Annotated in this window: 8 protein-coding genes; 5 read left to right on the top strand and 3 right to left on the bottom strand. The window is 61.2% G+C overall.

What is annotated here, in order from left to right:
* The first annotated feature begins 37 nt into the window (after positions 1-37).
* From ACP7AL_RS21600 to ACP7AL_RS21590, 3 genes are all read left to right on the top strand, one after another.
* On the top strand, positions 38-2,530 hold the full coding sequence (locus ACP7AL_RS21600; protein ID WP_425994158.1) for a penicillin-binding protein 1A: 2,493 nt from the start codon (positions 38-40) through the stop codon (positions 2,528-2,530).
* 88 nt (positions 2,531-2,618) lie between these two features.
* Positions 2,619-3,750, top strand: a protein-coding gene (gene prfB, locus ACP7AL_RS21595; protein WP_152544108.1) for a peptide chain release factor 2 whose coding sequence is annotated in 2 segments (ribosomal slippage) — positions 2,619-2,687 and positions 2,689-3,750 — 1,131 coding nt in all. Because the reading frame shifts where the segments join, the coding sequence is not laid out codon by codon here.
* Between the two features lie 126 nt (positions 3,751-3,876).
* On the top strand, positions 3,877-4,818 hold the full coding sequence (locus tag ACP7AL_RS21590) for a DMT family transporter (RefSeq protein WP_425994155.1): 942 nt from the start codon (positions 3,877-3,879) through the stop codon (positions 4,816-4,818).
* Here ACP7AL_RS21590 and ACP7AL_RS21585 read toward each other — a convergent pair.
* Together ACP7AL_RS21585 and ACP7AL_RS21580 are read right to left on the bottom strand one after the other, a co-directional pair.
* Complete coding sequence (locus ACP7AL_RS21585) at positions 4,815-6,173, bottom strand: peptidoglycan DD-metalloendopeptidase family protein (protein WP_425994153.1); 1,359 nt, start codon at positions 6,171-6,173, stop codon at positions 4,815-4,817. The two genes, ACP7AL_RS21590 and ACP7AL_RS21585, sit on opposite strands and share 4 nt — an antisense overlap.
* A gap of 97 nt (positions 6,174-6,270) precedes the next feature.
* On the bottom strand, positions 6,271-6,990 hold the full coding sequence (locus tag ACP7AL_RS21580; RefSeq protein ID WP_425994151.1) for a peroxiredoxin: 720 nt from the start codon (positions 6,988-6,990) through the stop codon (positions 6,271-6,273).
* A 286-nt stretch (positions 6,991-7,276) separates the two neighbouring features.
* Here ACP7AL_RS21580 and ACP7AL_RS21575 point away from each other — a divergent pair, with 286 nt between their 5' ends.
* Both ACP7AL_RS21575 and ACP7AL_RS21570 read left to right on the top strand, forming a co-directional pair.
* Positions 7,277-10,906, top strand: coding sequence for a DUF3971 domain-containing protein (locus tag ACP7AL_RS21575; RefSeq protein ID WP_425994149.1), 3,630 nt, complete (start codon positions 7,277-7,279; stop codon positions 10,904-10,906).
* Entirely contained in the window at positions 10,903-11,346 is a 444-nt protein-coding gene (locus ACP7AL_RS21570) for a PaaI family thioesterase (protein ID WP_425994147.1), read from the top strand. The genes ACP7AL_RS21575 and ACP7AL_RS21570 overlap by 4 nt, the downstream gene beginning before the upstream one ends.
* Before the next feature lie 14 nt (positions 11,347-11,360).
* Here ACP7AL_RS21570 and tyrS read toward each other — a convergent pair whose 3' ends face one another.
* A complete protein-coding gene (gene tyrS, locus ACP7AL_RS21565) occupies positions 11,361-12,614 on the bottom strand; it encodes a tyrosine--tRNA ligase (protein WP_425994145.1) in 1,254 nt (417 codons plus the stop codon).
* Positions 12,615-12,674 lie beyond the last annotated feature (60 nt).

The raw sequence follows: 12,674 nt of genomic DNA, 5'->3' as shown, positions 1-12,674 counted from the left end.
CGTGATCGCGCCCAGACGCTAAGGACGGATACTGACGATGCGCTTGCTGTTGCGGTTCATGGGCTTCCTGTTCGCGGCCGGAACGATCGTGTTCCTTGTCGGCGTCGCCGCGGTTGCCGGAGCGATCTGGCACTTCTCGAAGGATTTGCCGGACTATTCCCAGTTACAGGATTACGAGCCGGCGGTGATGACTCGCGTTCACGCCGCAGACGGTTCGCTGCTCGGCGAATACTCCAAGGAGCGCCGGCTTTATCTGCCGATCCAGGCGATTCCGAAACCCGTGATCAATGCGTTCCTCGCGGCAGAGGACAAGAATTTCTATGAGCACGGCGGCATCGACTTCACCGGCATGGCGCGCGCCGCGGTCCTCTACGCACAGAATTACGGTTCCAACCGCCGCCCGCAGGGTGCGTCCACCATCACACAGCAGGTCGCGAAGAACTTCCTTCTGACCAACGAAGTCTCTTTCAACCGCAAGATCAAGGAAGCGTTGCTGGCGATGCGCATCGAGCGCACCTACACCAAGGACAAGATCCTCGAGTTGTATCTGAACGAAATCTATCTCGGCCTCAGCGCCTACGGCATTGCGGCTGCGTCGCTTGTCTATTTCGACAAGTCGGTCAACGAACTCACCATTGCGGAAGCCGCCTATCTGGCAGCGTTGCCGAAGGCGCCCTCGAGCCTGCATCCTGTACGTAACCGCGACCGCGCCATCGAGCGCCGCAACTACGTGATCGACCGGTTGGCCGAAAACGGCTGGATCAAGCAGGCCGATGCTGTTGCAGCTCGCAAGGAACCCCTTGTGGTGACGTCGCGCTCCAATGCGGCGCATATTTTCGCAGGTGAATACTTCGCCGAAGAAGTCCGCCGCGACATCTTCGAGCGTTACGGCGAGAAGAAGCTTTATGAGGGCGGTCTCTCGGTGCGCACCTCGCTCGATCCCAAGCTTCAGATCATGGCCCGCAAGGCGATGGTGGCCGGGCTGGTCAAGTTCGACGAAGCCCAGGGCTGGCGCGGCGCGCCGCACAAGATCGATCTTGGCGGCGACTGGGGCGTGAAGCTCGCGGAGGTCAAATCGCTCTCCGACATTTCGCCTTGGCGGATGGCCGTGGTGCTTGAGACCAGCGACCAGTCGGCGCGGATCGGCTTTCAGCCCGGCCGCGAGCTTGGCGGCGCGATCTCCAAGACTCGCGAAACAGGACTGATCTCGCTGGAAGGTGTGAGGTGGGCGAAGGCGGCCGCCGGTCCGACGCGTTTCAAAACGCCGACCGCGGTGACACAGGTGCTTGCACCGGGCGACGCGGTCTATGTCGATCCGCTGCTGGACAAGGATGGCAACAAGGTCGAGGGACAGTACCGGCTGCGTCAGATCCCGGAAGTTTCCGGGGCGATGGTTGCTATGGATCCGTGGACCGGGCGCGTCGTGGCCATGGTCGGCGGCTTCTCGTTTGACCAGAGCCAGTTCAATCGCGCAACGCAGGCCTATCGTCAGCCGGGTTCGTCCTTCAAGCCGATCGTCTATTCGACTGCGATGGATAATGGCTACACGCCGTCGACGGTTGTGGTGGACGCACCGATTGAAATCGATCAGGGGCAGGGCGCAGGCGTGTGGCGTCCGGAAAACTATTCGACCGGAAAGTATTACGGACCGACCACGCTGCGGAACGCGCTCATCAGGTCGCTGAACACGGTGACGGTGCGCCTCGCGCAGGACGTCGGTATGCCGTTGATCGGCGAGTACGCCAAGCGCTTCGGCATCTACGACGAGTTGCCGAACTATCTGTCCTACGCGCTCGGCGCCGGCGAGACGACCGTGATGCGCATGGTGACCGCCTATTCGATGTTCGCCAATGGCGGCAAGCGGGTGAAGCCGACACTGATCGATCGTATTCAGGACCGCTATGGCCACACCATCTTCAAGCACGATCAGCGCGAATGCCGCGGCTGCGATGCCGGCGATGTCTGGAAGAACCAGCCAGAACCTTCGCTGGTCGATCGCCGCGAACAGGTGCTGGATTCCATGACCGCCTACCAGATCACGTCGATGATGGAAGGTGTCGTGCAGAGCGGCACCGCGACCGTCTTGCGTGAAGTTGGCAAACCGATCGCCGGCAAGACCGGCACGACCAACGACGAGAAGGACGCCTGGTTCATCGGCTTCTCGCCCGATCTCGTGGTTGGCGTCTACATCGGCTACGACAAGCCGCGAAATCTCGGCCGAGGCGGCACCGGCGGCCACCTCGCTGCGCCGGTGGTGAAGGACTTCATGAAGCTTGCGCTGGCTGACAAGCCTGCGGTGCCCTTCAAGGTTCCTGCCGGCATCAAGCTCATCCGTGTCGATGCCAAGAGCGGCATGCGGGCAGGGCCGGGTGACAGTGGCCGGACAATCCTCGAAGCCTTCAAGCCCGGAACTGCACCACCCGACAACTACTCGGTTATCGGCGTGGCTGACGCTGACGGGCGCTCACCCGGTGTTTCGCCGGATGCGGACCGCGCCATTTTCCGGCCGGGTACCGGCGGCCTGTACTAGCGCAACGCGCCACGTTGCGCTGACAGCCGTCAGCCGTTACATCCCTCACGTCATTTGAATCGCAGCGTTGCTGCAAGCTGGAATTGTCATGCGCCCCGAAATCGAACGCCTTGTTGAAGAGATCAAGCAGTCAGTCGGGCTGCTGAGGAGGCATCTTTGACGTCGATGCTGCCACGGCACGCCTCGCCGAACTGAACGCTCTCGCCGAAGATCCCAATCTCTGGAACGACCCGCAGAAGGCCCAGAAGCTGATGCAGGAGCGGACGTCGCTCGAGAATCAGCTTACTGGCATCGGCAAGATCGAGCGCGAGCTCGAAGACCAGACTGGAATGATCGAGCTTGGCGAGTCCGAGAAGGACGAGAGCGTCGTTCTTGAAGCTGAAAGCGCGCTCAAAGCTTTGAAAAAAGACGTCGCGAAGCAGGAGCTGGAAGCGCTGTTGTCGGGTGAGGCCGACAGATTCAATACGTACCTCGAAGTCCACGCCGGTGCCGGCGGCACCGAGAGCCAGGACTGGGCCTCGATGCTGCTGCGTATGTACACGCGCTGGGCGGAGAAGCATGGGTTCAAGGTCGAATACCTTGAAGAGACCGAAGGCGAAGAAGCCGGTATCAAATCCGCGACAATCCAGATCAGCGGCCACAATGCCTATGGCTGGCTAAAGACCGAGGCGGGCGTGCACCGGCTTGTTCGGATATCGCCGTTCGATTCCAACGCCCGGCGGCACACGTCATTCTCGAGTGTTGCGATTTTCCCGGTGGTCGATGACAGCATCAAGATCGACATCAAGGAATCCGATGTGCGCACCGATACGATGCGTTCAGGCGGTGCAGGCGGCCAGCATGTCAACAAGACAGAATCGGCTGTGCGTCTGACACATATTCCGACAGGCGTTGCGGTTGTCTGTCAGGCCGGCCGTTCACAGCACAAGAACAGGGCGCAGGCCTGGGACATGCTGCGCGCGCGGCTTTACGAAATCGAACTGAAGAAGCGCGAGGAAAAAGCCGCCGCCGATCAGGCCGCCAAGACCGATATCGGCTGGGGTCATCAGATCCGGTCATACGTGTTGCAGCCGTATCAGATGGTGAAGGACCTGCGCACCGGGGTGCAGACCTCCGATACGTCCGGCGTGCTCGATGGCGATCTCGATGAATTCATGGCAGCGACGCTGGCACAGAAGGCGTTCGGCACCACGCCTGGCGCCATTGAGGACGTGGATTAGAGTCTTGCTATCGCGTTTTCTTAACGCGAACCGGCGCCCACTTCGCTTGAAAACGCTCCAGACGCAGAACCGGGTTGTCGGGAAGCGGGTGGTTCTGAGCAGTGCCACCGCGTATCCCTCTGGGGCATGGCTGTCGTCCAAGAGAGACTTCCCGAAACCGAACTGCGTATGGATGAGCGCGACTGGTCGCGGCTGGTCTTCCTGTCGGTCCTCTGGGGCGGCACATTCTTTTTCACCGGTGTGGCGCTGAAAGAATTGCCGCCGCTCACGCTGGTCTTCCTGCGTCTGTCGATTGCGGCGCTGATCCTGCTGCCGATGCTCTGGATCAACCGCATCCCGTTTCCGGTCGGTATCGCGGGATGGCGCCCTTACGCCATTATGGCGCTGATCAACAATGTGATGCCCTTTTCGCTTATCGTGATGGGGCAAACCTACATCCCGGGCGGGACGGCCTCCGTCGTGAATGCCACGACGCCGGTTTTTACCGTTCTGGTGGCGGCGGTTTTCGGAGAAGAGAAACTCATTCTGCGGCGTGTTGCCGGAGTGCTGCTCGGTCTGTGCGGCGTCTTCATCCTGAAGGGCTTCGATTTCGATCTCGGCTCGCGTCAAAGCATTGGTATCGCGCTCTGCCTCGGCGCAACGATCTGCTTCGGATTTTCCGCTCTATGGGCGACACGCAAGCTGGCCGGCTCGCCGCCGATCGGGACAGCAACGTTTCAGTTGATCTCGGCGAGCGTGATGATGCTCGTTCTGGCCGCGGTCTTCGATCGTCCCTGGCAACTGCAAGTGCCCGGATACGTGACGTGGCTGGCGGTTCTCGGCCTCGCATCGCTCTCGACCGCCCTGGCCTTCATCATTTTCTTTCAGATCGTCATTCGATCCGGTGCAAGCAACGTGATGCTGGTGACGCTGCTCGTTCCGGTCAGCGCGATCCTGCTCGGATACTTCATTCTGGACGAGAGGATCGAAGGCCGCGAGATCATCGGCGCCCTCGTCATTGGAAGCGCGTTGCTGGTCATGGACGGAAGGGTATTTCGGCTGTTCAGTCGCTCAGGAGTTGGAACTTAACCCTGGCTGAGGCGAACGCCGGCGCGGAGGAACTTCTGCGGGTCCACGGCATCGCCATCGATCCGCGTTTCATAGTGCAGGTGAGGGCCGGTCGAGCGGCCTGTCGAGCCGACTTCGCCAATCACCTGACCGATGGTGACTTGCTGGCCAATCTTGACGTTGATGGCCGACAGATGCCCGTAACGCGTCGACAGGCCGTTACCGTGATCGATCTCCACCAAGCGGCCATAGCCGCCGCTCCATCCGGCATTGATGACCTTGCCGTGGGCAGTTGCGCGAACCGGATCGCCCGTAGAGGCGCGAAAATCCAGCCCACTGTGCATCGCGGGGCGGCCAAGGAAGGGATCGCTGCGCACGCCGAAACCGGAGGAGAATTCGACATTGCCGACGACCGGCTTGCGGTACGGGACAAGCGACAGGGTGCGTGTGAGTTTGTCGACCTGTGCACGGCTTAGATTGATCCGGTACAACTGGCGGTCGAACGTGCTGGCATCGGACGATGGCCTGGTGACTGGTATGAACGGCCCGCCCACGCCGCCCTTGGGCGTCGCGGCTTCGAGCTGCGCCATATCGAGACCGAGGTCCGTAATCACACTGCGCATCCGGCGCATCCGCGACTCATAACTCTCTTCGACCGAATTGAGTGCGGCGGTCTGGCGGCCTTCGACCTTGTCGAGCGCGCTTTGCAGGTTGGTCAGGACGCTGTCGACACCACTGGCCTTTGCGAATTCCGTGCGCGGGCGAGCGGCCGGAGGCGTGCGGGATTCAAGCCGCGCTTCGCGGTCGGGCGGTGTCACGAAGATCACGGTGTCGTTGATCGGTGATGGTTTCGGCACGCCTGTGGCCGCGCCGGCGTCGGTCGACTGCGGTCCGCGTGCCGTCGGCTTGATCGAGCCGGTAGGGGCGGTATCCGGCATGGCATTGAGGGCCGCGGCACGTGATTCAAGCAGCGCCTGCCGCCGCATGATCTGGTTGAGCTTCTGGTCATACTGCTCCTGATCGAGCAGTTGACGGCTGGTGGTGCGGTCGACACGCGCGCGCAGCTCGGCGATGCGGTCCTCGTAGGCGTACTGCATCTCCGCCTGGCGGGCGATGAGGCGGGTCAGCACGTCGTCTCGGAAGGCAAAATAGGTGGCCGTCGCCGCCGACCACGCGCCCATGATGACAATAGACCCCGCCACGATCCAGAACACCACCGGTCCGAACCGTACCGCCTTGCCGTGATGGACAATGGTGTAGCCATTTCGGTCGGGACGATGATGACCATGCTGAGGGCGCCGCTGGGGCGCTCTCGCATGGTCATGCGCGTGGTGATGTTGCGGATGTTCAGGATAGTGGGCGGAACGGTTCGACATCGGTACTCCCGCACCGCCCGAAAGCGCCCGGACGGCTCAATTACAGGCGCCGATTTGAACCTTTCATGGTTAATTTACGGAAAACGGAATGGAATTCTCAGGTACTTCGGGCCGCGGCGAGCACCTCGTCGGCATGTCCATCGACCTTCACGTTGCGCCAGATTCTGACGATCTTGCCTTCGGGGTCGATCAAAACCGTTGTCCGAGAGATTCCCATGAAGGTCTTCCCGTACATCGATTTTTCGCCCCAGACGCCATAGGCCGTCAACATGCCAAGCTCTTCATCGGAAACCAGCGGAACCGTCAGCCCGTGCTTGTCGCGAAACTTCTCCTGCGCAGCGATCGGGTCAGCCGAAACGCCGAGAACGGCAGTCCGTGCTTCCGCAAAGGCTTCAGCGAGCCGGCTGAAGGCGACCGCCTCAAGGGTGCATCCCGGCGTGTCGGCGCGTGGATAGAAAAAGATCACCAGATTACGGCCGGCGTAATCCGCGAGCGAGACCGACTGTCCGCCATCACGCGGTAGCGCGAATGCCGGTGCGGATTGCCCTTCGGTGAGGGGTTCGGCCATGCGAACTGGGGTAAGTGCTGCGGGTTTCCTGGCAGCTACAGCCTTCGTACCGGAGCGCCTTGAGGTGGTTGCGGCGCTCTTCTTTTTTGTCGCGGTGCTTTTCGTGGTCCCGGTTTTAGCTTTGGCTTTCTTCGCGACTTTACGGGCAACGGTACCGCTTTTAGCGGTGGGCCGCTTGGCGGGCTTGGCTTTTCCGCCCTTGGCCTTTGATGTCGATTTGGACGATTTCTTACGCGTTTTCTTGGACATACGCCTTCCTTTCGTCGCTTTCAGCGGGGTATTTTGGGATTCGCAAGACTCGCAACCGGACCATTAAAGCTGCCTTCTTCGGCTGGGCAAATCTGACGTCCCCGAGGTATGGTGAATAGCCAACATTCTAAATTTACGACTTTCCCATGCGGACGGTCGAATAACGGGCGATACAGAAAACTAAGACCGGGCTTTTAGTCTGGCGACACTCCGACGGAGCGAGTCTCCAATTTGACGCTTTGACGCCCGGCGGCTCGACCAGGCTGACGATCAATACCGAGAGGCAATGCCGAGATCAGAGCCCCAGAAAGCCTTCGCGAAGGCTGCAGACGAGCACCGGCATTGGGATGATTCCGGCTGGAATCACCATGACGATGCGGCGTGTGACCGGGCGATCAAGCTGCTCAATCGGCCAAGCATCGGAATTCATCGCGTCACGGACTGGTTTCGCGGGCGCCGCCGCCGAATCGCCGGCAGTCCATGGATCGGGCGGACCGTCGTCGTCCTGATGTCGCTCGGCATAATCTTCGCCGGATGTTTTGGCGCGTTGTGGCTGCGGCTTGGCGCGGGACCGGTCAATCTCGATGTCGTGACGCCGTGGCTGGCATCGGCGATCGAGGAGAACCTCGGGCACGATCACACCGTTCAAGTCGGCGGCACGCAGATCGAGCGCGCCGGCCGGATCAGGATTGCGGTCCGGCTGCGTGATATCGTTGTGCGGGACAAGGCGAGCAACATTGTCGCAAGCGCGCCGAAGGCGGAAGTAAGGCTGTCAGGCACGGCGCTGATCATGGGGCGTCTGCGTGCCGAGACGCTTCGCCTTGTCGGCGCCGAACTCGCGGTCCGGATCACGCCCGACGGACGCGTGATTGTTTCGACCGGTCAAAGCAACAGCCCGCTCGCGACCGGCAAGGTTCCCGTCAAGCCGGAGCCACAGACTGTTTCAGGCCCTACGTCTTTGCCGTTTCAGGCATCGCCGGCACCGCCCCCAGTTCCGGCCACGTCGGCCGCGGCTTCGAACGGAACGAGCGGACTGCTCGCCGCACTGGAATGGCTCGATGGTCTCAGCGCCAAAGGGCTCGACGGTCAGAGCCTGAATGAAATCGGATTGCGCAACGGCGTGCTGACGGTTGAGGATCAGCGCAATGGCGGTGTCATCAACTTCAACAACATCAGCCTCAGCCTGCGGCGTCCGCTCGGTGGCGGCGCCGCTTTCAGCGTCGGCGAGGAAGGCAAGAACGGCTGGGAACTGAAAGTGGCCGTGGGTGCGCCGTCGAATGGCGTGCGCTCGATCGATATCAGCGCGAACAAGGTCCCGACCAACAACCTGCTGCTCGCAGCGCGTTTGAAGGATTTTACCTACGCCGCGGACATGCCGCTCAGCGGCGAGTTCAAGGGCGAGATCGGCCGCGACGGGCTTCCAACCTATTTCCGGGGCGAGATCGTCGCCGGCAAGGGCACAATCGTCGACCTCAATGTGCCGGACTATCCGATGGTGATCGACCACGCCGATGCGCGTGTCGAATGGGATGCCGGACGCCGGGTCATGGTGGCGCCATTTCATGTTAACGCAGGCGCCAATCGCATCACTTTGCTGGCGCATCTCGAACCGCCTAATGACAGCATACCGAACTGGCAGCTCGGTTTGAGCGGCGGAACCATTCTGCTTGCCGGCAATGACGGAGAGGCGCCCTCGATCTTCAACCGCATCGCGGTCCGTGTGCGGTTTGATACGGAAAACCGGCGCGTGCTTTTGACTCAATGCGATATCAGCAACGGCGAGATCGGTATCGCGGGTTCGGGAAGCATCGATTATTCAGGCGAGGCACGTTTGCGGCTTGGAATGGCCGCGACGCCGATGCCGATCGCCGTGTTAAAGCGCATCTGGCCTGTGCTGATCGTGCCTGAAGTGCGCGAATGGATCACGGAGCGGGTGGATCGCGGCACGGTCCAGAGGCTCGACATTGCCGTCAATGCGCCGGTTCATACGCTTGTGCGCGGCGGCCCGCCGATCCCGGACGATGGCTTGTCGGTGAATTTTCTGGCGAATGGCCTGACCGTGCGGCCCGTCGATGACATGCCTCTGGTTCGTGATGCCGACATGAAGGGGCGTGTGAGCGGACGGACCGTCAACATCAACGTGGGGCAGGGTGCGGTCGATACTCCGGCCGGCCGACGACTTGGCATCTCCGATCTGACGTTTGAAGTGCCGGATCTCGCACCAAAGCCCGCGCCCACCAAAGTGCGCTTCCGGATCGATGGCCCGGTTCCTGCGGCCGCCGAAGTCCTGCAATCGGAACGGCTGCGCGAAGCTGGCGACACGGTGATCGATCCCAATTCGAGCAAGGGCACGGTGTCCGCGATCGTCACGCTTGCGATGCCTTTGAAGAATGCGCTGACGAAAGCCGACACAACCTATTCGATCAGTCTCGACCTTGGCGCGCTGGCCGTCGACAAGCTCGCGATGAATCAGAAACTCGAAGCGAATTCGCTCAAGGTGGTCGCGGACAATCAGGGTTATCGGGTCAGGGGCGACGTCAAGATTGGCGGACAGCCCGCGGCCCTTGACTACCGCAAGACGAGCGATGGCGACGCCGACGTGCGCGTGTCGGCGACCCTCGACGATGCGGCCCGGGCGCGCCTTGGTGTGGATCTTGGACAAAGCCTGAGCGGCGCCATTCCCATCAAACTGATCGGCAAGATTGCCGGCGGCGAAGGCGACAATCGTGACAATCGCTTCGGCGTCGAAGCCGATCTGACCGCGGCGCGTATCGATAACCTGTTGCCGGGCTGGACCAAGGTCGCGGGCAAAGCGACCAAGATGACGTTTAACGTCATTCAAAAGCCTCAAGGCACACGCTTCGAGGATATCGTCATCGACGGCAACGGCACGTCCATCAAGGGCTCGCTGGAAATCGACGACAAGAATGATCTCGTCAATGCATCGTTTCCGACATTCGCGCCATCTGAGGGCGACAAGGCCAACCTGAAGGCCGAGCGGCAGCCGGATGGAATGCTCAAGGTCACGATGCGGGGTGAGGTGTTCGACGGCCGCGGCTTCATCAAGAGCGCGATGTCGGGCAGGGATCCGAATACCAAGGAAAAATCCAAGAATTTTGACATCGATATCGACGCCAAGCTCGGCGCGCTTGCCGGCTTTTATGGCGAGGCGGTTCGCAGCATAGACCTGAAACTCACGCGCCGTGCCGGAGCGATCCGATCGTTCTCGCTCAGTGGCAAGCTGGGACGCGATACGCCGGTGATCGGCGATCTGCGCGGGCGAGGCCAAGGACAAGGCCAGGGGCGTGACGTGATGTATCTGGAGACGGGCGACGCAGGTGCGTTTTTCCGTTTCACCGATACCTACGCGAAAATGAACGGCGGCAAGATGTGGATCGCGGTCGATCCGCCGACGTCCGACACGTCGCCGCAGGAAGGACTGTTGAACGTCCGCGACTTCACGATCAAAGGCGAAGCCGCGCTTGACCGCGCGGTGGCGAACGCACCGGGAGCGAATTCGCAGGGCGTCGGGTTCTCCGGCATGCGCGCGGAATTCACCCGCCAGAGCGGTCAGTTGCGGGTCAAGGACGGGGTTCTTCGCGGCCCGACGATAGGCGCGACCATCGAAGGGGTGATCGATTATCCCGTCAATCAGGTGAAGATGAGCGGTACTTTCGTTCCGCTCTACGGTCTGAACAATATGTTCGGGCAAATTCCAATTGTCGGACTGTTCCTGGGCGGTGGCAGCAACGAAGGCCTGATCGGCATCACCTACGAAGTCGTCGGAACCCCCGGTGCGCCGGTTCTCAGGGTCAATCCGATTTCGGCGATGGCGCCCGGCGTGTTCCGCAAGATCTTCGACTTCAACACCGGCCGGCAAAGCGTCCCTACCGACTTCACCACGCCCCAGCAGTGACAGCATTTCAGGTTCAGGATCCGGGTTTCGATGCGCGCGTCCGAAAGACATTCGCCGGCCAACCGGCATTGGGTACGTTTGGAATAACGCTGGCGCAGGTCGGGCCGGGAACGCTTGAACTGCGGATGCCGTATGATGCGAAGTTCTCGCAGCAGAACGGTTTCCTGCACGGCGGCGTGGTATCGGCCGGGCTCGATACTGCGTGCGGGCTGGCGTCCTACACGCTGATGCCCGCAACGGCGGACATTCTGACCGTCGAGTTCAAGATCAATTTATTGGCGCCGGCCAAGGGGCAGACGTTCCGTTTCGTCGGCAGAGTCGTGAAGCCGGGCCGTACGCTTGTCGTCTCGGAAGGCCATGCCTATGCCAGCGACGACGGCCGCGAGAAACTGATCGCTACCATGTCGGCGACCATGATGACGATGCTGCGCCAGAGCTAGCCTGCCGCCATATTTTATACCGGCTTGAGCAGGACGTGCTTCTTGCGGCCCATCGACAGCTTGATGACGCCTTCCGGCGTCAGATCCTTCGGTGTCAGGACCATCTTCTCATCGGCAATCGCAACGTCATTGACACGCAGGCCGCCGCCTTTGATCTGACGCCGCGCTTCGCCATTGGAGGCCACAAGACCTGCCTTGACGAACAACCCGAGCACCGGCGCGCTGGCGTCCAGTTCGGTGCGGGAAATCTCGAGCGTCGGCAGATCGCTCGCGATGGCGCCTTCCTCGAACGTCTTGCGCGCGGTCTCCGAGGCCGCGTCCGCCGCTTCGCGGCCGCGGATGAGCGCCGTCGCCTCGGTCGCGAGCACTTTCTTCGCCTCGTTGATCTCCTGGCCCTTCAGCGCGGCGAGTTTTGCAATCTCGTCCATCGGCAGGAGAGTGAACAGCTTCAGGAAGCGCTCGACGTCACCGTCCTCGGTGTTGCGCCAGAACTGCCAGTAGTCGTAGTCGCTGAGCAGATCGCCATTGAGCCACACGGCACCAGCGGCGGTCTTGCCCATCTTGGCGCCAGAGGATGTCGTCAGCAGCGGACAGGTCAGCGCGTAGAGCTGGTGCGTGCCCATGCGGCGGCCGAGGTCGATGCCGTTGACGATGTTGCCCCACTGGTCGGAGCCGCCCATCTGCAGGTTGCAGCCGTAGCGCCGCGACAGTTCGACGAAATCGTAGGATTGCAGGATCATGTAGTTGAATTCGATAAACGACAACTCCTGCTCGCGCTCGAGCCGCATCTTCACCGAGTCCATGGTCAGCATGCGATTGATCGAGAAGTGCCGTCCAACGTCACGAAGCATCTCGATGTAGTTGAGCGCCGTCAGCCACTCTGCGTTGTCGGCCATCGCAGCATCGGTTTTGCCCGCGCCGAACTTGATCAGCTTGGTGAAGGTTCCCTTGATGCTCTCCTTGTTGGCATCGATCTGCTCGTAGGTCAGAAGTTTGCGCGTCTCGTCGCGGCCGGAGGGATCGCCCACGCGGGTGGTGCCACCGCCCATCAGAACGATGGGCTTGTTGCCGGTTTGCTGAAGCCAATGCAGCATCATGATCGAAAGCAGGTGCCCGACGTGCAGGGACGATGCCGTGCAGTCGTATCCGATGTAGGCCGTCACATCGCCCTTGGCTGCAAGTGCATCGAGCCCGGCAGCATCCGAGATCTGATGGATGAAGCCCCGGCTCTGAAGGACGTTGAGGAAATCGGACTTGTAGGCGCTCATGGCGGCACTCTTTAACGATTCAGATATTTAGCGTTTATTTGGGCCTGTGGTGTATCAGGT

Source organism: Afipia sp. DC4300-2b1 (assembly GCF_049895725.1).
In the GTDB taxonomy this organism is placed as follows: Bacteria; Pseudomonadota; Alphaproteobacteria; order Rhizobiales; family Xanthobacteraceae; genus Afipia; species Afipia broomeae.
The sequence above is the reverse complement of the archived record's forward strand: the minus strand, read 5'-3'. Positions and strand labels throughout refer to the sequence as shown.